The organism is Klebsiella oxytoca NBRC 105695 (assembly GCF_001598695.1).
GTDB lineage: Bacteria > Pseudomonadota > Gammaproteobacteria > Enterobacterales > Enterobacteriaceae > Klebsiella > Klebsiella oxytoca.
Genome location: NZ_BCZK01000027.1, coordinates 1 through 25,581, shown reverse-complemented (window position 1 = coordinate 25,581; position 25,581 = coordinate 1). Strand labels below are relative to the sequence as shown.

The window sequence follows — 25,581 nt, the reverse complement described above, 5'->3', positions numbered from 1 at the left end:
AATACGCTTTCCTCTTTCAGAGTCAAGCGTTTAATTTCGCTTTTCTCTGCCGGTATTCATCGCTGAATCCCGCTGACCCGGCGGGCTGTAAGCCGTTGTTCCGTGTCAGTGGGAGCGCATTATAGGGATCCCATTTTTTTGCACAAGCCTTTTTTCGATCTTTTTTTTCATGTGATGCTTTTTCCGCCTCTTCGCAGCGTTCTTGCGCAATTCGTTCAATTTTTACCACAATAAAGGGTTGCAGGAGGCCCCAAAAGCACCCAAAGTCTTTGCACTCCCTTATTTTATTGAGGTAACTATGACCAACAGTTTGCGTCGCTATAAAGAGTTATTCCCGAAAACGGGTCAACGGGTAATGATCGACGCCAGCAGCGTAGTGATCGGGGACGTCAGAATAGCTGATGATGTCAGTATCTGGCCGCTGGTCGCGATTCGCGGTGATGTGAATTATGTAGAAATAGGCGCTCGAACTAACATCCAGGACGGTAGTGTCTTACATGTTACTCATAAGTCTTCATCAAACCCGCGAGGCAATCCACTTATCATTGGCGATGATGTCACTGTCGGCCACAAGGTCATGCTACACGGCTGCACCATCGGTAACCGTGTGCTGGTCGGCATGGGTTCGATTCTGTTGGATGGCGTGATTGTAGAAGACGATATAATGATTGGCGCAGGCAGCCTGGTACCACAGAATAAACGCCTTGAGAGTGGCTACCTTTACTTTGGCAACCCTGTAAAGCAGATACGCCCCCTGACGGAGGCGGAAATCGCCGGACTCATATATTCAGCGAATAACTATGTAAAGTGGAAGGGTGACTACCTGACTCAGGAAAACCAGATCCAACCTTGAGCATCTTCCTGCTGGTCGAGAATCAGAACCTGAGCTTCATCTTCCAGATCCCAGCGATGTTCACGAAATGCGGCCAGCCATTGCGTAGGTTCTTCCCCACCAAAACGCGTCTTGAGCACCGATGACGTTAAGGCGCAGGTTAGCTGCATACCGTTTACTAATACCGGAAAAGCGATACATTGGTGCGCCTCATCCCACACTTCCCTGTCAGGAAACTGAATAGACTGGTTCATGCATTCAGCTCCTTCTGTAAAGCGGCAATGACTGGAGTTATATCTGGCAGAATGCCGTGCCACAACAGCACCGCATGAGCAGCCTGCGCCACCAGCATTCCTAACCCATCAGCGCATTTTGTCGCACCGTGTTGCTGGCATAAGGATAAAAAAGGCGTACTACCTTTCTGGTAAAACATGTCATAGCAGCAGACATGAGGGTTAATTAAACTCACAGGAATTGCAGGAACGTCCCCGTCAATGCCGCTGGATGTCGCATTAATGATGAGATCAAATTCCTCATTGCCTGATGCTTCTATATCCAAAGCACGGACGCTGCCAGTATGAGCAAACAGCGTAGCCAGTTCATGAGCGCGAGAAAAGGTACGATTGACAATAGTAACGGCGCAATCCAGAGATAAAAGGGGCAGCAATACCCCACGTGAAGCGCCACCCGCGCCAATAAGCAATACCCGGAAGCCAGGTTTGATAAACTCAAGCCGTTCCAGATCGCTTAAGAGCCCGATGCCATCCGTATTGTCGCCAAGCAGCCGGCCGTCTTCCAGCCGTTTAAGCGTATTAACTGCGCCGGCCAGCGCTGCACGTTCGGTTAACTCGTCAGCTCGCGCAAAGGCCTCTTCTTTAAAAGGTACGGTGATGTTAGCGCCCTTGCCACCCTCATTAAAGAAGGCGTCAAGCGTGGTAACAAAATCATCGAGCGGAGCCAGAATACGTCCATAGGGATGCGCAATTTGCAGCTGCTGTGCAAAAAGGCGATGGATAGACGGCGATTTACTATGGGCGATGGGGTGTCCGAAGACGGCATAAGTTTCCATGAATTATCCCTGGCGGAAGAGTTCGCCCGTCAAGGCATCACGAATTTCAGATGGATTTTGTCGTCCTCCCGTTGCCCCATCAATGACGGGAAAGTCAGCGCCAAACTGTGTATAAACTTCCTCGGTCGTGCGGCAAGGTGGCTGGCCCGATAAATTTGCGCTGGTTGAAACCAGCGGCTTACCGTAAGCCTTGCACAGTTCAACCACCAGCGGATGATCGGTAACTCTGACAGCCAATGAATTGAAGCGCCCAGTCAACCAACGCGGCGTTGAAGCACAGGCGGGGAAGACAAACGTCACCGGACCAGGCCAACAGGAAAAAATAGCCGCGAGCTGCTCATCGCTAAGCCGCGTATAGTCAATGTATGGCTTGAGTTGTTCAAAGCTAGCGGCGATCAGGATCAATCCTTTTTCGACCGGACGCTGTTTAAGAGCAAGCAGAGTCATGACGGCCTTTTCGCTATCGGGATCGCAACCGACGCCAAAAACGGCTTCCGTAGGATAGGCGATGACATGTTGATTATTCAGAAGCTCTACAGCGCGAACGATGGCTTCTGAGGGCAGGTTATTATTCACAGATTTATTCCGCCGATATCGGCTTTCCACATTGTTTGCTGGCACAAAAGCGCTTAACGCCCTGAGCCGTTTTCTTTTCGATTAGCAACGGGTAATGACACTCGGGGCACTCGCCCGCTACTGGTTTGAAATTAATGACGAACTGGCAATCGGGGTAACGATCGCAGGAATGGAAGTTTTTACCAAAGCGTGAACGGCGCTGCACCAGATGCCCTTGTCCGCATTGCGGGCAGGGTATTGCGGTTTCATCTGGCTTATCAATCAATTCAGTATGTTCACAATCAGGGTAGCTACTACACCCGATAAACATACCAAAACGTCCCTGCCGTAGCACCAGCACGGAACCGCAAGACGGACACGTTTGCCCCTCCAGAACTTTGACGATATGTCCGTCCGCCTGGCTTTTAAGGGGACGGACATAGTCACAGTCAGGATAATGCGAACAGCCGAGAAAAGGCCCGTGCTTCCCGGAGCGTATCACCAGTTCAGCCCCACACTGCGGGCAGGGTTCGTTTTTACGCACCGAAAACAGCGCTGTTTTGGTCATAACAATTCTAATGTCGCAGCAAAAAAGTTAATGCAGCATACCTTCATTTACTTCAAAGAGTAATTCTTCCATTTGCTGGTAGGCATTTTCGCAACCGGGAATATTGAACAGCACCATCAGAATCACCCATTTGAGATCCTCCAGATCGAACTCCGCCGTATCCAGCGCCAGCGCACGCTCTATTACCATTTCCCGTGTTTCGAGGTTCAACACCTGAATTTGCTCAAGGAACAGTAAGAACCCCCGGCAACTCGCATCAAGACGCTGACACTCCTCGTCCGTATATACTCGTAGCGAGAGAGGGTCGGAAGCAAGCTGCATAGGCGCAACCAACCCCTCCTGATAATCAGCCAGTTTCTCAAGCCACATCAGGGCGTTATAGATATCTTCTCGTTCAAAACCGGCATCGGTAAGATCCCGAGTCAGCTTGTCCTGATCCACGCGCATTTCTGCTTCATTATGGATGTAAGTTTCAAACAGATACATGAGTACGTCGAACATGGCTTGCCCTCCTTAATCGGACATAGCCGCCGGGTACAGCTGCGATCCAGCCTGCTAACTCCAGTTCAAGTAGCTGGGCTACGGTTACTGGCACAGATTGGCCGGCACGTTCAGCGACAACGTCAACAGGTGTTACCTCATCTCCTACGTTAGCCAGGAGCTCTGGAAATGGCAATGCTACAGAAGGCAGATTCGCGCAATTATTTGCGCCATCCGGCTTGGGAACAATGTACTGTAGATCATCCCGCCAGTATTCAATGATGTCTTCAGGCGCCGTTACGGGAATCGCTCCCTGCTTAATGAGCCAATGGGGTCCTTCCGAACCAGGACTGCCAATTGGCCCTGGCAAGGCAAATACATCCCTTCCCTGCTCCAGAGCATAACGAACTGTCACTAGCGAACCGCTTTTCAGTGCGGCTTCAACAACTAACACACCGGCGCTCAGGCCGCTGATAATCCGATTACGCCGGGGAAAATTCCCCGGCAAAGGCGGAGTAAAAAGTGGAAATTCAGAAATTACGGCTCCACCGTTGCGAATTATCTGCTCCGCCAGCGCCTGATGGCGACGAGGATAGATTTCGCGTAACCCGTTCCCTAAAACGGCAACCGTTTTACCCTTACCTTCCAGCGCACCACGATGGGCGATCCCATCGATGCCAAGAGCCAGACCGCTAGTGATCGTAATGCCATAACCCGCTAAAGCTACGCTAAATAATTTCCCCCAGCGGGCGCCATACCACGAATGCGCTCGACTTCCGATAACTGACAGCTGCCGGCTACTAAGTAGCGAAGTATTTCCATAGACAAAAAGGGCACCGGGAAAATCCACAATAGCCCGCAATTGAGGTGGGTAAAGCGGATCTTCGGCGGTGAGTAGATAGCAACTCGGCTGCTCGAGCCACTGCAGAGTGGAATCAATCTCGCATTGGTTAACGCTAAGAAAGTGCTTCGATTGCGCCAGATTCAAACCACAGGCTCGCAAATTCTCATGATCTAAGGTCGGAGATGAACATAGCTGACGAGCGACGTTGACAGCACTGTCGCCATACAGGCTGCTCACTCTCATCAAACGTATCCAAATTTCCTTCGGCGTCATCCCCATCCCCCTGCCACAAGCGACTTTAACAATCATTGCGATTGGACAGCGAGACTGTCAATTGCAGGGGGTTTTGTCTAGAATAGAGGTAATAATCTTTCCAACTCCTGAACACAACTCTGGATAACTATGTCAGTTTTGCAAGTGTTACATATTCCGGACGAGCGCCTTCGCAAAGTCGCAAAGCCGGTTGAAGAAGTAAATGCGGAAATTCAGCGTATCGTCGATGATATGTTCGAGACGATGTACGCTGAAGAAGGTATTGGTCTTGCCGCAACGCAGGTGGATATCCATCAGCGGATCATCGTTATTGATGTATCGGAAAATCGTGATGAGCAGCTGGTATTAATCAACCCGGAGCTGCTGGAAAAGAGCGGAGAGACCGGCATTGAAGAGGGCTGTCTCTCTATTCCTGAACAACGCGCTTTAGTGCCGCGTGCAGAAAAAGTGAAAATCCGCGCGCTCGATCGCGAAGGAAAATCGTTTGAACTGGAAGCTGACGGTCTGCTGGCAATCTGTATTCAGCATGAGATGGATCATCTCGTTGGTAAGCTGTTCATCGATTATCTGTCTCCGCTCAAGCAACAACGCATTCGTCAAAAAGTTGAGAAACTTGACCGCTTGAATGCCCGAGCTTAAGGACGAGAATTAACGTGTCAGATTCACTACGTATTATTTTTGCGGGTACTCCTGATTTTGCAGCGCGTCATCTTGACGCGCTGCTCTCCTCTGGACATAACGTCGTTGGCGTGTTTACACAACCAGACCGTCCAGCAGGCCGGGGTAAAAAACTCATGCCCAGCCCGGTTAAAGTACTGGCGCAGGAGAAAGGCATACCGGTATTCCAGCCAGCTTCGTTACGCCCGCAGGATAATCAGCAATTAGTTTCTGACCTGCATGCAGACGTCATGGTGGTCGTAGCCTATGGTCTGCTTTTGCCGAAAGCGGTGCTGGATATGCCGCGCCTTGGCTGCATTAATGTTCATGGTTCGCTGCTTCCACGCTGGCGCGGAGCGGCGCCAATTCAACGTTCGCTGTGGGCTGGTGATACCGAGACCGGTGTAACAATCATGCAGATGGATGTCGGGCTTGATACGGGCGACATGCTGTATAAGCTTGCGTGTCCCATCACCGCAGAAGATACCAGCGGAACGTTATATGACAAACTGGCTAACCTGGGGCCGCAAGGGCTTATTGAAACCCTTAAGCAGCTTGCCGCGGGTACCGCAAAACCGGTCGTTCAGGATGAAGCGCTGGTTACCCATGCACAAAAACTCAGCAAAGAAGAGGCGCGTATCGACTGGTCTCTTTCCGCTGCTCAGTTAGAACGCTGCATTCGCGCCTTTAATCCGTGGCCTATGAGCTGGATAGAAATTGATGGCCAGCCGATAAAAGTCTGGCAGGCATCGGTTATCAATACGGCCACAGCTGCCGTACCGGGGACCATCATTGAAGCGACAAAACAGGGGATTCAGGTAGCAACCAACGACGGTATTCTGAATCTACTCTCGCTGCAGCCGGCCGGTAAAAAAGCAATGAGCGCCCAGGATCTTTTAAACTCGCGCCGGGAATGGTTCGCTCCTGGCAACCGTCTGGTCTGACGGCCCCTTCTTAATACGCCCGGTGTTGCCGGGCATTTTTATTTTTGTGTTTATGAAAAAACAACTCAATTTACGTAGCCTGGCAGCGCAGGCCGTTGAACAGGTTCTCGAACAAGGGCAATCATTAAGCAACGTTCTGCCCTCACTGCAGCAAAAAGTATCCGATAAAGATAAAGCGCTGCTTCAGGAACTATGCTTTGGCGTGCTGCGTACGCTTTCGCAATTAGACTGGCTGATTAATAAGCTAATGTCTCGTCCGATGACGGGTAAGCAGCGTATCGTTCACTACCTGATTATGGTGGGCTTATATCAACTGCTCTATACGCGTATCCCGCCGCATGCCGCACTGGCGGAAACGGTTGAAGGCGCAGTCGCTATTAAACGTCCACAGCTTAAAGGGTTGATTAATGGCGTATTGCGCCAGTTTCAGCGCCAGCAGGAAGAGCTGTTGTCTGAATTTTCTCGTAGCGACATTCGCTTCTTACACCCAGGCTGGTTATTAAAACGCCTGCAGAAAGCGTATCCAGCGCGGTGGGAAGCCATCGTGGATGCGAACAACCAGCGTCCGCCAATGTGGTTGCGCGTGAACCGTCTCCATCACACGCGCGACAGCTGGCTGGCATTGCTGGAAGAGGCGGGTATGTCAGGGTTTACGCATTCCGCTTATCCTGACGCTGTACGCATGGAAACACCGGTACCAGTCCATGCACTGCCAGGGTTTGAAGAAGGCTGGGTTACCATTCAGGATGCCTCCGCTCAGGGTTGCGTCACATTCCTCGCCCCCAAAAACGGCGAGCACATTCTGGATCTCTGCGCCGCTCCGGGCGGTAAAACCACGCATATTCTCGAAGCGGCTCCCGAAGCACAGGTTCTCGCCATCGATATTGACGAGCAGCGGCTCTCCCGCGTCTATGACAACCTGAAGCGACTGGGAATGAAGGCAACCGTCAAACAGGGTGATGGACGCCATCCATCACAGTGGTGCGGCGAACAACAGTTCGATCGTATCCTACTGGATGCGCCTTGTTCCGCTAGCGGTGTTATTCGCCGTCACCCGGATATCAAATGGCTGCGCCGGGATCGCGATATCGCAGAACTGGCCCAGCTTCAGTCGGAAATTCTGGATGCCGTATGGCCGCACCTGAAATCCGGCGGAACTCTGGTTTACGCGACGTGCTCCGTATTACCAGAGGAGAATAGCCTGCAAATTAAAGCTTTTCTGCAACGAACAGCGGATGCGGTACTCAGCGAAACCGGAACGCCAGAGGTGCCAGGTCAACAAAATTTGCCTGGCGCTGAAGAAGGTGACGGCTTCTTTTACGCTAAGCTAATCAAAAAGTGATGAGATAACGAGTCGCGACTGATGAAAATTATCATATTGGGCGCAGGACAGGTCGGCGGAACTCTGGCGGAAAATCTCGTCGGGGAGAACAACGACATTACTCTGGTCGACACGAATGGCGACCGCCTTCGTAGTCTTCAGGATAAATTTGATCTCCGGGTGGTTCAGGGACATGGCTCGCATCCGCGCGTGTTACGTGAGGCCGGTGCGGATGATGCCGACATGCTGGTTGCGGTGACCAGCTCCGATGAAACCAATATGGTGGCCTGCCAGGTTGCCTATTCGCTGTTTAATACACCAAATCGTATTGCTCGCATCCGTTCGCCGGATTATGTTCGCGATGCCGATAAACTTTTCCATTCAGAAGCGGTTCCTATAGATCACCTTATCGCACCTGAGCAGCTGGTAATTGATAGTATTTACCGGCTGATCGAGTATCCAGGCGCTTTGCAGGTTGTCAATTTTGCTGAAGGAAAGGTCAGCCTGGCGGTCGTTAAAGCCTATTATGGCGGTCCTTTGGTGGGAAATGCACTTTCGACTATGCGCGAACATATGCCGCATATTGATACACGCGTAGCGGCCATTTTCCGCCACGATCGTCCTATCAGACCCCAGGGCTCAACAATTGTAGAGGCCGGGGATGAGGTGTTCTTTATCGCCGCTTCGCAGCACATTCGAGCAGTCATGAGCGAGCTTCAGCGTCTGGAAAAGCCTTATAAACGCATCATGCTGGTCGGCGGCGGAAACATTGGCGCCGGGCTCGCCCATAAGCTGGAGAAAGATTACAGCGTCAAACTCATTGAACGTAATCAACAGCGAGCCGCAGAGCTTGCAGAAAAGCTGCAGAATACCATCGTCTTCTACGGCGATGCTTCAGATCAAGAATTACTGGCTGAAGAACATATCGATCAAGTTGATCTTTTTATCGCTGTCACCAACGATGATGAAGCCAATATCATGTCTGCCATGCTCGCGAAGCGAATGGGCGCCAAAAAAGTCATGGTACTGATCCAGCGACGGGCTTACGTCGATCTTGTCCAGGGGAGCGTGATCGACATTGCAATATCACCGCAGCAGGCAACCATATCCGCGCTGCTCAGCCATGTCCGCAAAGCGGATATTGTTGGTGTTTCCTCGCTGCGCCGCGGCGTCGCTGAGGCCATTGAAGCAGTGGCGCACGGAGACGAAAGCACTTCACGGGTTGTTGGACGTTCGATTGATGAGATTAAACTTCCGCCAGGAACAATTATTGGCGCAGTTGTACGCGGTAATGATGTCATGATAGCGAATAACAATCTGCGCATTGAGCAAGGGGATCATGTAGTTATGTTCCTGACTGACAAAAAATTCATCTCTGATGTGGAGAGGCTATTCCAGCCAAGTCCTTTCTTTCTGTAGTTATCAGGCGTCGACAAGACGCCTTTCTTTTATCCCTTATATATCAAAGGATAATATTTTCCTGCAATTATTTCCTAATAATGGAAAATAGGAATACATTTGTTAAACTTATCAGTGTTTGCTGGCTCAAGGAGAATAAAATGAGTTTTTTAAAAGAATTTCGCGAATTTGCGATGCGCGGGAACGTGGTTGATCTGGCAGTCGGTGTCATCATTGGTGCAGCATTTGGTAAAATCGTATCGTCGTTGGTTGCCGATATTATTATGCCGCCGCTAGGCTTGCTCATCGGCGGAATTGACTTTAAACAGTTTGCTGTAACGCTGCGAGATGCCCAGGGCGACATTCCCGCTGTCGTAATGCACTATGGCGTATTCATCCAGAATGTATTCGACTTTATCATCGTGGCTTTTGCTATTTTTATGGCAATCAAACTGATGAACAAATTGAACAGGAAAAAAGAAGAGGCGCCGGCAGCACCACCTGCTCCGACTAAAGAAGAAGTCCTGCTTAGCGAAATTCGTGACCTGTTAAAAGAACAGAACAATCGCTCTTAAAAGGCTTTAAAACCAGAAGGCCAGTGGTAAAAAAGTTAATCACTTTCTTGCCACTGGCCTCCCGACCATCCCGCCCCGCATGTTTTGCTTTTCTTTGATAACTGCCTTTCCCCTTCTTATTCTTTTCAACTCGTTGCCTGAATAACGGGTCATGAAGCAAGGCCTCGATGGCATTATCTTTTATCTGCCCTTTAGTGTGCTGATAGCGGCTCATAAAATCTCCAGATTGGTGAAATGAAATCGGCGTGAGTGTAGACGCGAATGCTGAAAAAATCAACGCCCGGTATTTCTGTTACTGGCGCCCTGCTCGAGCGCTTCAAGAATGGAACAATAGACACTGCTGTGCGCTGTGCCGCAGCAAGCATCATTGAGCCGCTGTAAGGAACGACGCATAGCCTGGAGCTCCTTAATACGGGATTCCACTTCACTCAAACGAGCCTGCACAATGCCTTTAGATTCCTGACAGGTATGATGTTCCGGATCGATGCGGATCGAGAGAAGTTCGCGGATCGATTCCAGCGTAAACCCCAGCTGCCTGGCATAGCGGATAAAACGCAGTCTCTGCAGGTCGTTATCCGAATAGAGACGAAATCCACCTTCCGTACGCACGTTATGATCCATCATCTGCTGTTTTTCATAATAGCGGATGGTATCAGGAGTAACGTCAGCCAATTTAGCCAGTTCACCTATGCGGTACATGATTACTCCTCATTAATCTTATGCAGCAACTTATCAGCGTAATCCCCACGCAGGAAGTCAGTATTTAAGCCCGCTTGCCGCAGCTTTAGCTCGAGCAGCGCAAGGCGACGGCTCAGCTCAGCATAGCGGGGATCGCACTCCTGAACGCCTTTAAGTAAGTCATTTAGCATCACGGCTTCTTTACGATGTTCAAGTTCGGGAGGTAAACAACCCGCATTCTTGAGTAATCGATAACCTGCGCGTAGCTCGGGCGGCACATGTGAATCATCATCCAGAATCAGTGGTTCGCCACTGCCCGGAAGATTATCCAATTCACCTTTGCGCTGGGCATCAAGAATATGGCGTTCTGCCCACTGATCCAGTAACCACATAATACGGCTCCGGCGATGAACAAAAAGAATGCAGATATTGTAAACAAGCAGGAATAGGGAGGATATAAAAAAACCCGCCGGAGCGGGTTTTTTTACGTTACTACAGATTACTCTGCAGCAGCTTCTGCTTTCGATTCAGAGCGATCAACCAGCTCGATGTATGCCATCGGCGCGTTGTCGCCTGCACGGAAGCCACACTTCATAATACGAGTGTAACCACCGGCGCGGCTCGCGAAACGCGGGCCCAGCTCGTTAAACAGTTTTGCCACGATCTCGTTATCACGAGTGCGGGCGAATGCCAGACGACGATTAGCAACGCTATCAGTCTTGGCAAGAGTAATCAGCGGCTCAACTACGCGACGCAGTTCTTTCGCTTTCGGCAGGGTCGTCTTGATGATTTCATGACGAACCAGCGAACCAGCCATGTTACGGAACATAGCCTGGCGATGGCTGCTGTTGCGGTTCAGTTGACGACCACTCTTACGATGGCGCATGACCTTATCCTTCTCAGTAAAACCTTAACCTGTGATCCGGTTACTCGTCAGCAATGCTTGCCGGTGGCCAGTTTTCCAGGCGCATGCCCAGAGACAAACCACGTGAAGCCAGCACGTCTTTAATCTCGGTAAGAGATTTTTTACCCAGGTTCGGCGTTTTCAGCAACTCAACCTCGGTACGCTGTACCAGATCACCGATATAGTGGATAGCTTCTGCCTTGAGGCAGTTAGCAGAGCGGACAGTCAATTCGAGATCGTCAACAGGGCGCAGCAGGATCGGATCGAATTCTGGTTTCTCTTCTTTCACTTCCGGCTGACGTACATCACGTAAGTCAACGAAAGCTTCCAGTTGTTCTGCCAGGATGGTTGCCGCACGACGAATCGCCTCTTCAGGATCGATTGTGCCGTTGGTTTCCATTTCGATGACCAGCTTGTCCAGGTCGGTACGCTGTTCTACACGCGCTGCTTCAACATTGTAGGCAATACGCTCTACCGGGCTGTAGCATGCGTCGACCAGCAGACGGCCGATTGGGCGCTCATCTTCTTCCGAATGAATTCGGGCAGAAGCCGGCACATAACCGCGACCGCGCTGAACTTTGATACGCATGCTAATAGCTGCGTTCTCATCGGTCAGGTGGCAGATCACATGTTGCGGCTTGACGATTTCGACATCACCGTCATGGGTAATGTCGGCTGCGGTCACAGGGCCAATGCCAGATTTGTTCAAAGTAAGGATGACTTCATCTTTACCCTGAACTCTCACCGCCAGCCCTTTCAGGTTGAGCAGGATTTCAAGGATATCTTCCTGAACGCCTTCTTTGGTGCTGTACTCATGAAGTACACCATCAATCTCAACCTCGGTCACCGCGCAACCCGGCATCGATGAGAGCAGAATACGGCGCAGTGCGTTACCTAGAGTATGGCCAAAGCCACGCTCTAAAGGTTCAAGGGTCACCTTGGCGTGCGTCGAACTCACTTGCTCGATATCGACCAGGCGCGGTTTTAGAAACTCTGTCACAGAACCCTGCATTGTGTCCTCTCTTTGGTACTAAGCTTTACTTGGAGTAAAGCTCGACGATCAGGTGTTCGTTAATGTCCGCAGACAGATCAGAACGTTCCGGCAGACGCTTGAACGTACCTTCCATCTTGCCAGCATCAACTTCCAGCCAGGTTGGCTTTTCACGCTGCTCAGCCAGCTCCAGAGCGGCTTTCACGCGAGATTGCTTTTTCGCTTTCTCACGAATGCTGACAACGTCATTCGCTTTAACCTGATAAGAAGCGATGTTAACAACACGACCGTTTACCATGATAGCTTTGTGGCTAACCAGCTGACGTGATTCAGCACGAGTCGCGCCGAAGCCCATACGGTATACAACGTTGTCCAGACGACCTTCCAGCAGAGTCAACAGGTTTTCACCGGTGTTGCCTTTCAGACGCGCTGCTTCTTTATAATAGTTACGGAACTGACGCTCCAGCACACCGTACATACGGCGAACTTTTTGCTTTTCACGCAACTGCACACCATAGTCAGACAGACGCGGTTTACGCGCACCGTGCTGGCCAGGAGCTTGTTCAATTTTACACTTGGTATCGATCGCGCGAACGCCAGACTTAAGGAACAGGTCTGTGCCCTCACGACGGCTCAGCTTGAGCTTAGGACCCAAATATCTTGCCATTTTCTTTCTCCAACAATCCTAGAAACGAACGCGTTATACGCGACGTTTTTTCGGCGGACGACAACCGTTATGAGGGATCGGAGTCACATCAGTAATATTAGTGATGCGGAAACCAGCGGCGTTCAGTGCACGAATAGTAGATTCGCGACCTGGACCCGGACCTTTGACCATAACTTCCAGATTCTTGATGCCGTATTCTTTTACGGCTTCAGCGCAACGCTCTGCTGCAACCTGAGCTGCGAACGGAGTGGATTTGCGAGAACCACGGAAACCGGAACCACCGGCTGTTGCCCAACCCAGCGCGTTACCTTGACGATCGGTAATGGTAACGATGGTGTTGTTAAAAGAAGCATGGACATGAGCCACGCCATCAGAGACTTGTTTTCTTACACGCTTACGTGCACGAACTGGTGCCTTTGCCATTATTCAATCACCCCGATTATTTCTTGATCGGTTTACGCGGACCCTTACGGGTACGTGCGTTGGTCTTAGTACGCTGACCGCGAACCGGAAGACCACGACGATGGCGTAAACCACGATAGCAACCAAGGTCCATCAGACGCTTGATGCTCAGGGTGATTTCACGGCGCAGATCACCTTCAACGACAAATTTACCTACCGCTTCACGCAGGGATTCAATTTGTTCTTCAGACAGCTCACTGATCTTAACATTTTCAGCGATACCCGTGTCAGCACAGATGGCTTTAGAGCGGGTCTTGCCGATACCGAAAATGGCAGTTAATGCGATTACGGTATGTTTGTGATCAGGAATGTTAATGCCTGCTATACGGGCCACTATGCACTCCTACTATTTAATATGTACGCACCATGCTGAAAAGCCCGTTTTCAGGATACTCAAATGGAAACGTACAGACATACAAAAGATTGGCTGGCTAATCTAGCCAGCTCAACCCAACTTTGCAAGAAAAATATGCGAATAAATCAGCCTTGGCGCTGTTTATGCTTCGGCTCGGCACTGCAAATCACGCGGATGACGCCATCACGCTTAACGATTTTGCAGTTACGGCATAATTTCTTGACGGAAGCACGAACTTTCATTTTTACTCTCCGTAACTTCTCGAGCGACCTGTTAGCGGCCGTAGCCTTTCAGATTCGCCTTCTTCAATGCAGACTCATACTGACTTGACATCATCAGAGTTTGCACTTGAGCCATAAAGTCCATAATCACGACAACAACGATAAGCAGTGAGGTCCCACCGAAGTAGAACGGTACTTTCATTGCATCACGCATGAACTCCGGGATCAGGCAGATAAAAGTGATGTATAACGCACCGACCAAAGTCAGGCGAGTCATTACTTTATCGATATACTTCGCCGTTTGCTCTCCCGGACGAATTCCTGGTACAAATGCACCGGACTTCTTCAGGTTATCTGCTGTTTCACGCGGGTTGAAAACCAACGCCGTGTAGAAGAAACAGAAGAAGATGATTGCAGACGCATAGAGTAACACATAAAGCGGTTGCCCAGGCTGCAAATACAGCGAAATTGTTGTCAGCCAGTTCCAACCAGTACCGCCCCCGAACCAAGATGTAATGGTTGCCGGGAACAGAATAATACTGGAAGCGAAGATTGCCGGGATGACCCCTGCCATATTCACTTTCAGCGGTAAATGTGTGCTCTGTGCAGCATAGACACGACGACCCTGTTGACGTTTCGCGTAGTTTACCACAATGCGGCGTTGGCCACGCTCAACAAACACAACAAAGAAGGTCACTGCAAATACTAATACTGCAACCAACAGCAACAGGAGGAAGTGCAGGTCGCCTTGACGCGCTTGCTCGATAGTATGGGCTATGGCCGGCGGGAGTCCCGCAACTATACCAGCGAAGATAATGATCGAAATACCGTTACCGATACCACGCTCAGTGATCTGTTCGCCGAGCCACATCAGGAACATCGTTCCTGAGACCAGACTAACAACAGCGGTGAAATAGAATGCAAAGCCTGGATTTATTACCAGGCCCTGCATACCAGGCATATTCGGTAGACCGGTAGCAATACCGATCGACTGGAATATCGCCAGCACCAGAGTACCGTAGCGGGTGTACTGGCTGATCTTACGACGACCAGACTCCCCTTCTTTCTTCAGCTCCGCTAACGGCTGATAAACAACCGTTAACAGCTGGACAATGATCGATGCCGAAATATACGGCATGATACCCAGAGCAAAGATTGAAGCACGGCTGAGAGCACCACCAGAGAACATGTTGAACATTTCAATGATGGTGCCTCGCTGTTGCTCAAGCAGTTTGGCAAGTACAGCGGCATCAATACCAGGGATCGGAATAAAAGAGCCAATACGGAACACAATCAACGCACCGATTACAAACAACAGTCTGCGCTTCAGTTCGCCAATCCCACCTTTGGCACTTTGAAAATCTAATCCCGGTTGCTTAGCCATCTGCTACTTATTCCTCAATTTTACCGCCAGCAGCTTCGATAGCAGCACGAGCACCTTTAGTCACGCGCAGGCCACGAACAGTTACCGGACGAGATACTTCACCAGACAGGATCACTTTCGCGAACTCGATCTGGATACCGATAATGTTAGCCGCTTTCAGCGTGTTCAGGTCGATAACATCGCCTTCTACGTGAGCCAGATCAGACAGACGAACTTCTGCAGTGATCATCGCTTTACGAGAAGTGAAGCCGAATTTCGGCAGGCGACGGTACAGAGGCATCTGACCACCTTCGAAACCGCGACGTACGCCACCGCCAGAACGAGAGTTCTGACCTTTGTGACCACGACCACCGGTTTTACCGAGGCCAGAACCGATACCACGACCCAGGCGTTTACCCGCCTTTTTAGAGCCTTCGGCCGGAGACAGAGTATTTAAACGCATCTCTTACTCCTCAACTTTAACCATGAAGGAAACCGCGTTGACCATACCACGAACAGCAGGAGTATCCTCGCGCTCTACGGTGTGACCAATACGACGCAGACCCAGGCCAAGCAGCGTTGCCTTGTGTTTCGGCAGACGACCGATTGCACTGCGGGTTTGAGTAATTTTAATAGTCTTTGCCATGGTTTATTTCCCCAGAATTTCTTCAACGGATTTACCACGCTTGGCAGCGACCATTTCTGGAGAATTCATATTTTCCAGGCCATCAATAGTTGCACGAACCACGTTGATCGGGTTGGTGGAACCATATGCTTTGGCCAGAACGTTATGAACTCCAGCAACTTCCAGAACGGCGCGCATTGCACCACCGGCGATGATACCGGTACCTTCGGAAGCTGGCTGCATGAATACACGAGAACCCGTGTGAACACCTTTAACCGGGTGCTGCAGGGTGCCGTGGTTCAGCGCGACGTTAATCATATTGCGACGGGCTTTTTCCATCGCTTTCTGGATCGCTGCTGGAACTTCACGCGCTTTACCGTAACCAAAACCAACGCGACCGTTACCGTCACCAACTACAGTCAGAGCTGTGAAGGAGAAAATACGACCACCTTTAACGGTTTTAGATACGCGGTTAACCGCGATCAGCTTTTCCTGCAGTTCGCCAGCTTGTTTTTCGATGTGAGCCATCTTACACCTCTACCTTAGAACTGAAGGCCAGCTTCACGGGCAGCATCTGCCAGTGCCTGGACACGACCATGATATTGGAACCCGGAACGGTCAAAGGATACATCTTTGATGCCTTTTTCCAGAGCGCGTTCAGCGACAGCTTTACCCACAGCTGCAGCCGCGTCTTTGTTACCGGTGTACTTCAGTTGTTCAGCGATAGCTTTTTCTACAGTAGAAGCAGCTACCAGAACTTCAGAACCGTTCGGTGCAATTACCTGTGCGTAAATATGACGCGGGGTACGATGTACCACCAGGCGAGTTGCACCCAGCTCCTGGAGCTTGCGGCGTGCGCGGGTCGCACGACGGATACGAGCAGATTTCTTATCCATAGTGTTACCTTACTTCTTCTTAGCCTCTTTGGTACGCACGACTTCGTCGGCGTAACGAACACCCTTACCTTTATAAGGCTCAGGACGACGGTAGGCGCGCAGATCTGCTGCAACCTGACCGATCACCTGCTTATCAGCGCCTTTCAGCACGATTTCAGTTTGAGTCGGACATTCTGCAGTGATACCGGCCGGCAGTTTATGCTCAACAGGATGAGAGAAACCTAAAGCCAGGTTTACTACATCCCCTTTGACCGCTGCACGATAACCTACACCAACCAGCTGAAGCTTTTTAGTGAAGCCTTCGGTAACACCAACAACCATTGAGTTCAGCAGGGCACGCGCGGTACCAGCCTGAGCCCATCCATCCACGAAACCATCACGCGGACCGAAGGTCAGAGCATTATCTGCATGTTTAACTTCAACAGCATTGTTGAGGGTACGAGTCAGCTCGCCGTTTTTACCTTTGATCGTAATAACCTGACCGTTGATTTTTACATCAACGCCGGCAGGAACAACGACCGGTGCTTTAGCAACACGAGACATTTTTTCCTCCGATTAGGCTACGTAGCAGATAATTTCGCCACCAAGACCAGCCTGGCGCGCTGCACGATCAGTCATAACACCTTTAGAGGTAGAAATAACCGCGATACCCAGACCCGCCATAACTTTCGGCAGCTCATCTTTACGTTTGTAGATGCGCAGACCTGGGCGGCTGACACGCTGAATGCTTTCTACAACAGCTTTACCCTGGAAATACTTAAGAGTCAGTTCCAGTTCCGGCTTGATGTCGCCTTCAACTTTAAAATCTTCAATAAAGCCTTCTTCCTTCAGCACGTTGGCAATTGCCACTTTCAGCTTGGAGGAAGGCATGGTGACCGCAGCTTTATTCGCGGCCTGACCGTTACGGATACGGGTCAGCATATCCGCGATCGGATCTTGCATGCTCATCTGTCTTTACTCCCGTGATTCAATTGGTGACAATTACCAGCTAGCCTTTTTCAGACCCGGGATTTCACCGCGCATTGCGGCTTCACGGACCTTGATACGGCTCAACCCGAACTTCCGCAGGAAACCATGCGGACGACCTGTTTGACGGCAGCGATTACGCTGACGAGACGGGCTGGAATCACGCGGCAGAGTCTGCAGCTTGAGAACAGCATTCCAACGATCTTCGTCGGTTGCGTTCACATCAGAGATGATAGCTTTCAGTTCAGCGCGTTTAGCGAAGAATTTATCAGCTAAAGCCACGCGCTTTACTTCGCGTGCTTTCATTGATTGCTTAGCCATTAAGTAACCCTACCTTACTTGCGGAACGGGAAGTCAAAGGCAGCCAGCAGAGCGCGGCCTTCTTCATCAGATTTCGCAGTAGTGGTAATGGTAATATCCAAACCACGAACGCGGTCGACTTTATCGTAGTCGATTTCTGGGAAGATGATCTGCTCACGGACACCCATGCTGTAGTTGCCACGACCGTCGAAAGACTTAGCGGACAAGCCACGGAAGTCACGGATACGCGGTACAGCAATAGTGATCAGGCGCTCAAAGAACTCCCACATGCGTTCGCCACGCAGAGTTACTTTACAGCCGATCGGATAGCCCTGACGGATTTTGAAGCCTGCAACTGATTTGCGTGCTTTGGTGATCAGCGGTTTTTGACCGGAGATTGCTGTCAGATCCGCTGCTGCGTTATCCAGCAGTTTCTTGTCAGCGATCGCTTCACCAACACCCATGTTCAGGGTGATCTTCTCGACCCGAGGGACTTGCATGACAGAATTGTAGTTAAACTCAGTCATGAGTTTCTTAACTACTTCGTCTTTGTAGTAATCATGCAGTTTCGCCATCGTACTACTCCAAATTACTTGATAGTTTCGCTGTTAGACTTGAAGAAACGGACTTTTTTGCCGTCTTCGAATCTAAAGCCTACACGGTCAGCCTTGCCGGTTGCCGCATTGAAGATTGCAACGTTAGAAACCTGAATAGCAGCTTCTTTTTCAACGATGCCGCCTGGTTGGTTCAGAGCCGGAACCGGCTTCTGGTGTTTCTTAACCAGGTTGATACCTTCAACAATGAGCTTGCCGGAAGACAAGACATTCTTAACTTTACCGCGTTTACCTTTATCTTTACCGGTTAACACGATAACTTCGTCATCACGACGGATTTTCGCTGCCATGATTCGCTCCTTAGAGTACTTCTGGGGCCAGAGAGATAATTTTCATGAACTTCTCGTTACGAAGTTCACGAGTTACCGGCCCAAAAATACGCGTACCGATGGGCTGCTCGCTGTTATTGTTTAAAATAACGCATGCATTACCATCGAAGCGAATGACAGAACCGTCCGGGCGACGAACACCCTTCTTGGTGCGCACCACTACCGCCTTCAGCACATCACCTTTTTTGACCTTACCACGCGGAATTGCTTCTTTGATGGTGATCTTGATGATGTCGCCTACGCCTGCGTAGCGACGGTGCGAGCCACCCAGAACCTTGATACACATTACGCGACGTGCACCGGAGTTGTCGGCGACGTTCAGCATAGTCTGTTCTTGGATCATTTTAGTGCTCCGCTAATGTCAACTACTACTGAGACCCAAAAATAGGGTCGTTAAAAAAGCCCCATATCGAGGGCGCGGCATTATAACACCGCAAATCAGATATGGGTAGAAAAAATAAACGGCTCATCGCTGAGCCGTTTATCCGTATCGAGAATGCGTACTGTATTACAGAACCGCTTTCTCTACAACGCGAACCAGCGTCCAGGACTTAGTCTTGGACAGCGGACGGCATTCGCGGATTTCAACCACGTCACCGATACCGCATTCGTTGTTCTCGTCATGTACGTGCAGTTTGGTCGTACGCTTGATGAATTTGCCGTATACCGGGTGTTTCACCATACGTTCGATAGCAACAACAATGGATTTCTCCATTTTGTCGCTAACCACGCGACCTTGCAGAGTACGGATTTTATCGGTCATTACGCACCCGCCTTCTGAGTCAGTAAAGTCTTAACGCGTGCAACATCACGACGCACTTGCTTCAGCAGATGAGTCTGTTGCAGCTGGCCACTTGCAGCCTGCATACGCAGGTTGAACTGCTCACGCAGCAGGTTCAGCAGCTCAGCGTTCAGCTCTTCAACGCTTTTTTCACGCAGCTCTTTTGCTTTCATTACATCACCGTCTTAGTTACAAAGGTGGTTTTGATCGGCAGTTTCGCTGCTGCCAGGCCGAATGCTTCACGGGCCAGCTCTTCCGGTACGCCGTCCATTTCATAAAGGACTTTACCCGGCTGAATCAAGGCAACCCAGTACTCCACGTTACCTTTACCTTTACCCATACGAACTTCCAGCGGCTTCTCGGTGATCGGTTTGTCCGGGAATACACGGATCCAGATCTTACCTTGACGCTTAACTGCACGGGTCATAGCACGACGTGCTGCTTCGATCTGACGTGCAGTCAGACGACCACGGCCAACAGCTTTCAGACCGAAAGTGCCGAAGCTAACATCCGTACCCTGCGCCAGACCACGGTTGCGGCCTTTGTGCACTTTACGGAATTTTGTACGCTTTGGTTGTAACATCAGCGACGCTCCTTATTTACGGCCTTTACGCTGCTGCTTTTTAGGTTGAGCAGCCGGTTCCGGTTGTTCAACAGCAGCCATACCACCCAGGATCTCACCTTTGAAGATCCATACCTTAACGCCGATTACACCGTAAGTGGTGTGCGCTTCAGAGGTGTTGTAGTCGATGTCAGCACGCAGAGTGTGCAGCGGTACGCGACCTTCACGGTACCATTCGGTACGTGCGATTTCCGCGCCGCCCAGACGGCCGCTAACTTCAACTTTGATACCTTTAGCGCCCAGACGCATTGCGTTCTGTACAGCACGCTTCATAGCACGACGGAACATAACGCGACGTTCCAGCTGAGAAGTGATGCTGTCAGCAACCAATTTAGCGTCCAGTTCAGGCTTACGAACTTCGGCAATATTGATCTGTGCAGGCACGCCAGCGAGATCCGCGACGACCTTGCGCAGTTTTTCTACGTCTTCGCCTTTCTTACCGATAACGATACCCGGGCGAGCGGTGTGAATGGTCACACGAATGCTCTTAGCCGGACGCTCGATAACGATGCGAGATACAGACGCTTTCGCCAGTTCCTTAGTCAGGTACTGACGTACTTTAAAATCGCTGTCCAGGTTGTCAGCGAATTCTTTGGTGTTCGCAAACCAGGTAGAGTTCCATGGTTTTACAATACCCAGGCGAATACCATTAGGATGTACTTTCTGACCCATTGCTAGTCTCCAGAGTCTCAGCGATCGGACACAACCACAGTAATGTGGCTGGTGCGCTTCAGGATGCGATCTGCACGACCTTTAGCACGCGGCATAATGCGCTTCATGCTCGGGCCTTCGTCTACGAAAATTTTCGCAACTTTCAGATCATCAATGTCAGCGCCATCGTTGTGTTCAGCGTTAGCAATGGCAGATTCCAGTACCTTCTTGACCAGTACAGCAGCTTTCTTGTTGGTGTAGGTCAGAATATCCAGGGCCTGCGACACTTTCTTACCGCGAATCAGGTCAGCAACAAGGCGTACCTTCTGAGCAGAAGAACGAGCATGGCGATGTTGAGCTAAAGTTTCCATCTCTTCCTCCTACCTTATTTCTTCTTCGCTTTTTTATCAGCAGCGTGGCCGCGATAAGTACGAGTCGGTGCGAATTCACCCAGTTTGTGACCAACCATTTCGTCGGAAACAAAAACTGGAACGTGCTGACGACCATTATGGACAGCGATGGTCAAACCGATCATGTTAGGAAAGATCGTTGAACGACGGGACCAAGTGCGCAGGGGCTTCTTGTCTCCGCTTTCCACCGCTTTCTCTACCTTCTTCAGCAAGTGCAGGTCAATAAAAGGACCTTTCTTGAGAGAACGTGGCATGGCTTATCCTCTAAAATTATTTGCTACGGCGACGTACGATGAATTTATCAGTACGCTTGTTGCTGCGGGTCTTCTTACCTTTGGTCTGAACGCCCCACGGAGTTACCGGGTGCTTACCAAAGTTACGACCTTCACCACCACCATGTGGGTGGTCGACTGGGTTCATCGCAGTACCGCGAACGGTAGGACGAACGCCACGCCAGCGTGCAGCACCTGCTTTACCCAGAACGCGCAGCATATGCTCAGCATTGCCAACTTCGCCCAGAGTAGCGCGGCAGTCTGCTTCGACTTTACGCATTTCACCAGAACGCAGACGCAGGGTGACATAAGCACCATCGCGAGCAACGATCTGAACGTAAGTACCAGCGGAACGAGCCAGCTGACCGCCTTTACCTGGTTTCATTTCTACGTTATGAACGGTAGAACCAACCGGGATATTGCGCATCGGCAGGGTGTTGCCTGCTTTGATTGCAGCATCAACGCCAGACTGAATCTGGTCGCCAGCTTTCAGGCCTTTAGGGGCCAGAATGTAACGGCGCTCACCGTCTTTGTACAGAACCAGCGCGATGTTCGCGGAGCGGTTCGGATCGTACTCAAGACGTTCAACAACTGCCGGGATACCATCTTTGTTGCGTTTGAAGTCAACAATACGGTAGGCCTGTTTGTGACCACCACCGATATGACGAGTGGTGATACGGCCATTGTTGTTACGACCACCGGATTTGCTGTTTTTTTCAACCAGCGGAGCAAAAGGTTTGCCCTTGTGCAGCTCTGGGTTGACCACTTTAACAACGTGGCGACGACCCGGAGATGTCGGTTTACATTTAACAACTGCCATTGTATTACTCCTCCGACTTACTCAGCGCCGCCGACGAAGTCCAGATTCTGGCCTTCCTTCAGGGTGACGTAAGCTTTTTTCCAGTCGCTACGACGACCGATACGCTGTCCGTGACGTTTAACTTTCCCTTTAACCACCAGGGTGTTAACGACTTCGACTTCGACTTCAAACAGTTTCTGCACAGCAGCTTTGATCTCTGCTTTGGTCGCGTCTTTAGCAACTTTGAGAACGATGGTGTTAGTTTTTTCCATCGCAGTAGACGCTTTTTCAGAAACGTGCGGTGCGCGCAGCACCTTCAGCAGACGTTCTTCACGAATCATGCCAGCATCTCCTCAACTTGCTTAACAGCATCAGCAGTCATTACGACTTTGTCGAAGGCGATCAGGCTAACCGGGTCGATACCAGTTGCATCACGTACGTCAACCTTGTGCAGGTTGCGCGCAGCAAGGAACAGGTTCTCGTCCAGCTCACCGGTGATGATCAGCACATCTTCCAGAGCCATGTCTTTCAGTTTCTGTGCCAGCAGCTTAGTTTTAGGCGCTTCTACAGAGAAAGATTCGACAACGATCAGACGATCCTGACGTACCAGTTCGGACAGAATGCTTTTCAGCGCGCCGCGGTACATCTTTTTGTTAACTTTTTGACTGTGGTCCTGCGGACGAGCAGCGAAGGTCACGCCACCTGAACGCCAGATCGGGCTCTTGATAGAACCTGAACGCGCACGGCCGGTACCTTTCTGGCGCCACGGCTTTTTGCCTGAACCAGTTACTTCAGCACGAGTCTTCTGAGCACGAGTACCCTGACGAGCACCAGCTGCATAAGCAACTACAACCTGGTGAACCAGCGCTTCGTTGAAATCACGACCGAAGGTAGTTTCGGAAACAGTCAGCGCGCTCTGCGCGTCTTTCAATACTAATTCCATTGCTATCCCCTTACGCCTTCACAGCTGGTTTAACGATCAGGTCGCTACCGGTTGCACCCGGGACTGCACCTTTAACCAGCAGCAGGTTGCGCTCAGCGTCAACACGTACTACGTCCAGGCTCTGAACGGTTACACGTTCGTTACCCAGCTGACCTGCCATTTTCTTGCCTTTGAACACTTTGCCCGGAGTCTGGTTCTGACCGATAGAACCCGGAACGCGGTGAGACAAGGAGTTACCGTGAGTTGCGTCCTGGGTACGGAAGTTCCAGCGCTTAACGGTACCAGCAAAACCTTTACCTTTAGAGGTACCGGTTACGTCAACTTTTTTAACGTCAGCAAACAGCTCAACGCTAATGTCCTGACCTACGGTGAACTCTTCGCCGTCAGCCAGACGGAATTCCCACAGACCACGGCCAGCTTCAACGCCAGCTTTAGCGAAGTGACCCGCTTCCGGTTTGGTTACACGGTTAGCTTTTTTAGCACCAGTGGTAACCTGAACGGCACGGTAGCCATCGTTAGCCAGATCTTTAACCTGAGTAACGCGGTTTGCTTCAACTTCGATTACGGTTACTGGGATAGATACGCCATCTTCAGTGAAGATGCGGGTCATGCCCACTTTTTTACCGACTAAACCAATCATTGTTTCAACCTCTCAATCGCTCGATGACCTGATTAACCCAGGCTGATCTGCACGTCTACACCGGCAGCCAGATCCAGACGCATCAGAGCATCAACGGTTTTTTCAGTTGGCTCAACGATGTCAACCAGACGCTTATGAGTGCGGATTTCGTACTGATCGCGCGCGTCTTTGTTAACGTGCGGAGAGATCAGAACGGTAAAGCGCTCTTTGCGGGTCGGCAGCGGGATCGGACCACGGACTTGCGCACCAGTGCGCTTAGCAGTCTCGACGATTTCCGCGGTTGATTGATCGATCAGACGATGATCAAACGCTTTAAGGCGGATACGGATTCTTTGGTTCTGCATGAGACCAGAGCTCCAATTATTTTATAGACGAAATGGTTACTCCTCATACCCATTACGATTGATGGGAGAGCGTAACCGTTCTTACATAGTTCCCCAATTGGGAACATTGTTTGGTAGCTTGTTGCTGCTACCAGGGTTCATATCGAACCGGCCGTCAACTTTGACAGGCCCGCGCATTATACGCAAATTCAGCCACAACGCAAGTACTGCGTAGAAAATCATCACTTCTTTCTGCGAGTCCGCTTCCGCTCACGCCGTAACGCAACCTGTAGACATAAAAAATTTGGATAAGTCAGTCCATTCCCGGTCATTGGCCTTTGCCAGATGCTCTCCACCTCAGCACACTCGGTGCTAACAGCCACAACATGGAGAAAATCAATGGCAGTTGCGAACGTTGTCTTCTTTATTATCTACGGCGGCTTATTGCTCACTCTCAGCTGGCACGATCTGCGCTATGGCTTGCTACCCGATAAATTCACCTGCCCTCTGCTCTGGAGCGGGCTGCTTTACTATGTATCTATGTCGCCGGTCAATCTTCCGCATGCGGTATGGGGAGCGATAGCAGGCTATCTGGCCTTTGCGTTGATTTATTGGTTCTACAGGGGAGTACGTGGGTCTGAAGGTATCGGCTACGGTGATGTAAAGTTACTCGCCGCACTCGGAGCCTGGCATGGCTGGAGAGCTTTACCGCAGCTGGTTCTTATCGCAACGATTCTGGCATGCGCTGCCGTAGCAGTAGTGATTCTACGCACCAGAGAAAGAGAGGCATTACATAACCCGCTACCTTTTGGCCCTTTTCTGGCCGTAGCGGGTTTATCATCTGAAGGTATGACCTTTCTTAGTCCGCCACTTTAATCTGCGACTGAAGATAATTCTGCAGACCAATTTTAGCTATGAGATCCAGTTCGGTTTCAAGCCAATCGATATGCCCTTCTTCGTCTGCAAGGATAGTGATTAACATATCCCGGCTGACGTAGTCATGGACGCTGTCGGCATAGGCAATGGCTTCTCGTAGATCCTTTGCCCCTTCCAGTTCCAGCCTCAGGTCAGATTGCAGCATCTCCTCGACGTCCTCCCCAATGCGGAGTTTACCGAGGTCCTGCAGGTTAGGGATCCCCTCAAGAAACAAAATACGCTCGATATACTTATCGGCATGCTTCATTTCATCGATGGATTCATGGTATTCGACATCATTGAGGCGCATCAGGCCCCAGTTTTTGAACATTCTCGCA

Annotated in this window: 45 protein-coding genes; 7 read left to right on the top strand and 38 right to left on the bottom strand. The window is 50.6% G+C overall.

All coding sequences use genetic code 11. The annotated features are described in order from the left end of the window. Positions 1-298: 298 nt before the first annotated feature. Positions 299-853: a gamma carbonic anhydrase family protein gene (locus KO1_RS26375; protein WP_004106285.1), complete on the top strand. Its 555-nt coding sequence runs from the start codon at positions 299-301 to the stop codon at positions 851-853. Here the strand turns inward: KO1_RS26375 and KO1_RS26370 are convergent. Genes KO1_RS26370 through dprA form a run of 6 tightly spaced genes read right to left on the bottom strand, consistent with a single transcriptional unit; the run spans position 829 to position 4,621 of the window. Then, positions 829-1,086, bottom strand: coding sequence for a DUF1488 family protein (locus KO1_RS26370; RefSeq protein WP_004106287.1), 258 nt, complete (start codon positions 1,084-1,086; stop codon positions 829-831). The genes KO1_RS26375 and KO1_RS26370 overlap by 25 nt on opposite strands. After that, a complete protein-coding gene (aroE, locus tag KO1_RS26365) occupies positions 1,083-1,901 on the bottom strand; it encodes a shikimate dehydrogenase (protein WP_004106292.1) in 819 nt (272 codons plus the stop codon). The genes KO1_RS26370 and aroE overlap by 4 nt, the downstream gene beginning before the upstream one ends. Positions 1,902-1,904: 3 nt before the next feature. After that, positions 1,905-2,477: an L-threonylcarbamoyladenylate synthase type 1 TsaC gene (tsaC, locus tag KO1_RS26360; protein WP_004115936.1), complete on the bottom strand. Its 573-nt coding sequence runs from the start codon at positions 2,475-2,477 to the stop codon at positions 1,905-1,907. Between the two features lie 4 nt (positions 2,478-2,481). Further along, positions 2,482-3,024, bottom strand: coding sequence for a DNA topoisomerase family protein (locus tag KO1_RS27800; RefSeq protein WP_004106296.1), 543 nt, complete (start codon positions 3,022-3,024; stop codon positions 2,482-2,484). 27 nt (positions 3,025-3,051) lie between these two features. After that, positions 3,052-3,525, bottom strand: coding sequence for a DUF494 family protein Smg (gene smg / locus KO1_RS26355; RefSeq protein WP_004106298.1), 474 nt, complete (start codon positions 3,523-3,525; stop codon positions 3,052-3,054). Beyond that, complete coding sequence (dprA, locus tag KO1_RS26350; protein ID WP_004106300.1) at positions 3,497-4,621, bottom strand: DNA-protecting protein DprA; 1,125 nt, start codon at positions 4,619-4,621, stop codon at positions 3,497-3,499. The genes smg and dprA overlap by 29 nt, the downstream gene beginning before the upstream one ends. A 129-nt stretch (positions 4,622-4,750) precedes the next feature. Between dprA and def the strand changes: the two genes are divergently transcribed. The 5 genes from def (at position 4,751) to mscL (ending at position 9,516) form a co-directional block, all read left to right on the top strand. Continuing rightward, the gene (gene def / locus KO1_RS26345) at positions 4,751-5,260 is read left to right on the top strand and encodes a peptide deformylase (RefSeq protein ID WP_004106306.1); all 510 of its coding nucleotides are present in this window, start codon (positions 4,751-4,753) and stop codon (positions 5,258-5,260) included. A gap of 14 nt (positions 5,261-5,274) precedes the next feature. After that, the gene (fmt, locus tag KO1_RS26340) at positions 5,275-6,222 is read left to right on the top strand and encodes a methionyl-tRNA formyltransferase (RefSeq protein WP_004106307.1); all 948 of its coding nucleotides are present in this window, start codon (positions 5,275-5,277) and stop codon (positions 6,220-6,222) included. Positions 6,223-6,274: 52 nt separating this feature from the next. After that, on the top strand, positions 6,275-7,564 hold the full coding sequence (rsmB, locus tag KO1_RS26335; protein WP_004106308.1) for a 16S rRNA (cytosine(967)-C(5))-methyltransferase RsmB: 1,290 nt from the start codon (positions 6,275-6,277) through the stop codon (positions 7,562-7,564). Positions 7,565-7,585: 21 nt separating this feature from the next. Continuing rightward, positions 7,586-8,962: a Trk system potassium transporter TrkA gene (trkA, locus tag KO1_RS26330; protein WP_004106309.1), complete on the top strand. Its 1,377-nt coding sequence runs from the start codon at positions 7,586-7,588 to the stop codon at positions 8,960-8,962. A gap of 140 nt (positions 8,963-9,102) precedes the next feature. Further along, positions 9,103-9,516 (top strand): large-conductance mechanosensitive channel protein MscL, encoded by a 414-nt coding sequence (gene mscL / locus KO1_RS26325; RefSeq protein ID WP_004106310.1) that lies wholly within the window; start codon positions 9,103-9,105, stop codon positions 9,514-9,516. Here the strand turns inward: mscL and KO1_RS27795 are convergent. The 31 genes from KO1_RS27795 to rpsJ form a co-directional block, all read right to left on the bottom strand. Next, a complete protein-coding gene (locus KO1_RS27795) occupies positions 9,470-9,730 on the bottom strand; it encodes an alternative ribosome-rescue factor A (RefSeq protein ID WP_004106311.1) in 261 nt (86 codons plus the stop codon). The two genes, mscL and KO1_RS27795, sit on opposite strands and share 47 nt — an antisense overlap. 59 nt (positions 9,731-9,789) lie before the next feature. Continuing rightward, the gene (zntR, locus tag KO1_RS26320; RefSeq protein ID WP_004106312.1) at positions 9,790-10,215 is read right to left on the bottom strand and encodes a Zn(2+)-responsive transcriptional regulator; all 426 of its coding nucleotides are present in this window, start codon (positions 10,213-10,215) and stop codon (positions 9,790-9,792) included. Between the two features lie 2 nt (positions 10,216-10,217). Then, positions 10,218-10,586 (bottom strand): DnaJ family domain-containing protein, encoded by a 369-nt coding sequence (locus KO1_RS26315; RefSeq protein WP_004106314.1) that lies wholly within the window; start codon positions 10,584-10,586, stop codon positions 10,218-10,220. A gap of 107 nt (positions 10,587-10,693) precedes the next feature. Continuing rightward, on the bottom strand, positions 10,694-11,080 hold the full coding sequence (gene rplQ, locus KO1_RS26310; RefSeq protein WP_004106324.1) for a 50S ribosomal protein L17: 387 nt from the start codon (positions 11,078-11,080) through the stop codon (positions 10,694-10,696). Between the two features lie 40 nt (positions 11,081-11,120). Next, a complete protein-coding gene (locus KO1_RS26305) occupies positions 11,121-12,110 on the bottom strand; it encodes a DNA-directed RNA polymerase subunit alpha (RefSeq protein ID WP_002919219.1) in 990 nt (329 codons plus the stop codon). Between the two features lie 25 nt (positions 12,111-12,135). Next, on the bottom strand, positions 12,136-12,756 hold the full coding sequence (rpsD, locus tag KO1_RS26300; protein WP_004106330.1) for a 30S ribosomal protein S4: 621 nt from the start codon (positions 12,754-12,756) through the stop codon (positions 12,136-12,138). Positions 12,757-12,789: 33 nt separating this feature from the next. Further along, positions 12,790-13,179, bottom strand: a complete 390-nt coding sequence (gene rpsK, locus KO1_RS26295; protein WP_004138423.1) for a 30S ribosomal protein S11 — start codon at positions 13,177-13,179, stop codon at positions 12,790-12,792. A gap of 16 nt (positions 13,180-13,195) precedes the next feature. Next, entirely contained in the window at positions 13,196-13,552 is a 357-nt protein-coding gene (gene rpsM / locus KO1_RS26290) for a 30S ribosomal protein S13 (RefSeq protein ID WP_004106333.1), read from the bottom strand. 146 nt (positions 13,553-13,698) lie between these two features. Continuing rightward, positions 13,699-13,815, bottom strand: coding sequence for a 50S ribosomal protein L36 (rpmJ, locus tag KO1_RS26285; protein WP_000868187.1), 117 nt, complete (start codon positions 13,813-13,815; stop codon positions 13,699-13,701). A gap of 31 nt (positions 13,816-13,846) precedes the next feature. Further along, positions 13,847-15,178, bottom strand: a complete 1,332-nt coding sequence (secY, locus tag KO1_RS26280; RefSeq protein WP_004106334.1) for a preprotein translocase subunit SecY — start codon at positions 15,176-15,178, stop codon at positions 13,847-13,849. Positions 15,179-15,185: 7 nt separating this feature from the next. Further along, positions 15,186-15,620, bottom strand: a complete 435-nt coding sequence (gene rplO, locus KO1_RS26275; RefSeq protein ID WP_004106336.1) for a 50S ribosomal protein L15 — start codon at positions 15,618-15,620, stop codon at positions 15,186-15,188. Positions 15,621-15,623: 3 nt separating this feature from the next. Further along, positions 15,624-15,803 (bottom strand): 50S ribosomal protein L30, encoded by a 180-nt coding sequence (gene rpmD, locus KO1_RS26270; RefSeq protein WP_001140434.1) that lies wholly within the window; start codon positions 15,801-15,803, stop codon positions 15,624-15,626. Between the two features lie 3 nt (positions 15,804-15,806). Continuing rightward, on the bottom strand, positions 15,807-16,310 hold the full coding sequence (rpsE, locus tag KO1_RS26265) for a 30S ribosomal protein S5 (protein ID WP_004106339.1): 504 nt from the start codon (positions 16,308-16,310) through the stop codon (positions 15,807-15,809). Positions 16,311-16,324: 14 nt separating this feature from the next. Then, complete coding sequence (gene rplR, locus KO1_RS26260) at positions 16,325-16,678, bottom strand: 50S ribosomal protein L18 (RefSeq protein WP_000358960.1); 354 nt, start codon at positions 16,676-16,678, stop codon at positions 16,325-16,327. Positions 16,679-16,687: 9 nt separating this feature from the next. Beyond that, positions 16,688-17,221 carry a 50S ribosomal protein L6 gene (gene rplF, locus KO1_RS26255; RefSeq protein ID WP_004106341.1) on the bottom strand — a complete coding sequence of 178 codons (534 nt, stop codon included), beginning with the start codon at positions 17,219-17,221 and terminating at the stop codon, positions 16,688-16,690. Positions 17,222-17,233: 12 nt separating this feature from the next. Beyond that, positions 17,234-17,626: a 30S ribosomal protein S8 gene (rpsH, locus tag KO1_RS26250; RefSeq protein WP_004106343.1), complete on the bottom strand. Its 393-nt coding sequence runs from the start codon at positions 17,624-17,626 to the stop codon at positions 17,234-17,236. A 33-nt stretch (positions 17,627-17,659) separates the two neighbouring features. Further along, complete coding sequence (gene rpsN, locus KO1_RS26245) at positions 17,660-17,965, bottom strand: 30S ribosomal protein S14 (RefSeq protein WP_002919667.1); 306 nt, start codon at positions 17,963-17,965, stop codon at positions 17,660-17,662. Between the two features lie 14 nt (positions 17,966-17,979). Continuing rightward, positions 17,980-18,519, bottom strand: a complete 540-nt coding sequence (gene rplE / locus KO1_RS26240) for a 50S ribosomal protein L5 (protein ID WP_001096202.1) — start codon at positions 18,517-18,519, stop codon at positions 17,980-17,982. Positions 18,520-18,533: 14 nt separating this feature from the next. Continuing rightward, a complete protein-coding gene (rplX, locus tag KO1_RS26235) occupies positions 18,534-18,848 on the bottom strand; it encodes a 50S ribosomal protein L24 (protein ID WP_004106345.1) in 315 nt (104 codons plus the stop codon). A 10-nt stretch (positions 18,849-18,858) separates the two neighbouring features. After that, the gene (gene rplN, locus KO1_RS26230; protein WP_000613954.1) at positions 18,859-19,230 is read right to left on the bottom strand and encodes a 50S ribosomal protein L14; all 372 of its coding nucleotides are present in this window, start codon (positions 19,228-19,230) and stop codon (positions 18,859-18,861) included. A 165-nt stretch (positions 19,231-19,395) separates the two neighbouring features. Then, on the bottom strand, positions 19,396-19,650 hold the full coding sequence (gene rpsQ / locus KO1_RS26225; RefSeq protein ID WP_004106347.1) for a 30S ribosomal protein S17: 255 nt from the start codon (positions 19,648-19,650) through the stop codon (positions 19,396-19,398). Next, complete coding sequence (gene rpmC, locus KO1_RS26220; RefSeq protein WP_002919754.1) at positions 19,650-19,841, bottom strand: 50S ribosomal protein L29; 192 nt, start codon at positions 19,839-19,841, stop codon at positions 19,650-19,652. The genes rpsQ and rpmC overlap by 1 nt, the downstream gene beginning before the upstream one ends. Continuing rightward, on the bottom strand, positions 19,841-20,251 hold the full coding sequence (gene rplP, locus KO1_RS26215; RefSeq protein ID WP_002919759.1) for a 50S ribosomal protein L16: 411 nt from the start codon (positions 20,249-20,251) through the stop codon (positions 19,841-19,843). The genes rpmC and rplP overlap by 1 nt, the downstream gene beginning before the upstream one ends. Before the next feature lie 12 nt (positions 20,252-20,263). Beyond that, complete coding sequence (gene rpsC / locus KO1_RS26210; protein ID WP_004106350.1) at positions 20,264-20,962, bottom strand: 30S ribosomal protein S3; 699 nt, start codon at positions 20,960-20,962, stop codon at positions 20,264-20,266. Positions 20,963-20,979: 17 nt separating this feature from the next. Next, on the bottom strand, positions 20,980-21,312 hold the full coding sequence (gene rplV / locus KO1_RS26205; protein WP_002919773.1) for a 50S ribosomal protein L22: 333 nt from the start codon (positions 21,310-21,312) through the stop codon (positions 20,980-20,982). A 14-nt stretch (positions 21,313-21,326) separates the two neighbouring features. Continuing rightward, entirely contained in the window at positions 21,327-21,605 is a 279-nt protein-coding gene (gene rpsS / locus KO1_RS26200; protein WP_001138115.1) for a 30S ribosomal protein S19, read from the bottom strand. 16 nt (positions 21,606-21,621) lie between these two features. Next, a complete protein-coding gene (gene rplB / locus KO1_RS26195) occupies positions 21,622-22,443 on the bottom strand; it encodes a 50S ribosomal protein L2 (RefSeq protein ID WP_000301869.1) in 822 nt (273 codons plus the stop codon). Positions 22,444-22,460: 17 nt separating this feature from the next. Continuing rightward, a complete protein-coding gene (rplW, locus tag KO1_RS26190; protein ID WP_000617546.1) occupies positions 22,461-22,763 on the bottom strand; it encodes a 50S ribosomal protein L23 in 303 nt (100 codons plus the stop codon). Continuing rightward, positions 22,760-23,365: a 50S ribosomal protein L4 gene (rplD, locus tag KO1_RS26185; protein WP_003031119.1), complete on the bottom strand. Its 606-nt coding sequence runs from the start codon at positions 23,363-23,365 to the stop codon at positions 22,760-22,762. Before rplD ends, rplW begins: the two co-directional genes overlap by 4 nt. A 10-nt stretch (positions 23,366-23,375) precedes the next feature. Further along, positions 23,376-24,005 (bottom strand): 50S ribosomal protein L3, encoded by a 630-nt coding sequence (gene rplC / locus KO1_RS26180; protein ID WP_004106354.1) that lies wholly within the window; start codon positions 24,003-24,005, stop codon positions 23,376-23,378. Between the two features lie 32 nt (positions 24,006-24,037). Then, positions 24,038-24,349 (bottom strand): 30S ribosomal protein S10, encoded by a 312-nt coding sequence (rpsJ, locus tag KO1_RS26175; RefSeq protein WP_001181005.1) that lies wholly within the window; start codon positions 24,347-24,349, stop codon positions 24,038-24,040. A gap of 378 nt (positions 24,350-24,727) precedes the next feature. Here rpsJ and KO1_RS26170 point away from each other — a divergent pair, with 378 nt between their 5' ends. After that, positions 24,728-25,204, top strand: a complete 477-nt coding sequence (locus KO1_RS26170) for a prepilin peptidase (protein WP_024274769.1) — start codon at positions 24,728-24,730, stop codon at positions 25,202-25,204. Here the strand turns inward: KO1_RS26170 and bfr are convergent. Further along, the coding region (gene bfr / locus KO1_RS26165) for a bacterioferritin (protein WP_064407180.1) at positions 25,188-25,581 on the bottom strand (394 nt) is incomplete at its 5' end. The two genes, KO1_RS26170 and bfr, sit on opposite strands and share 17 nt — an antisense overlap.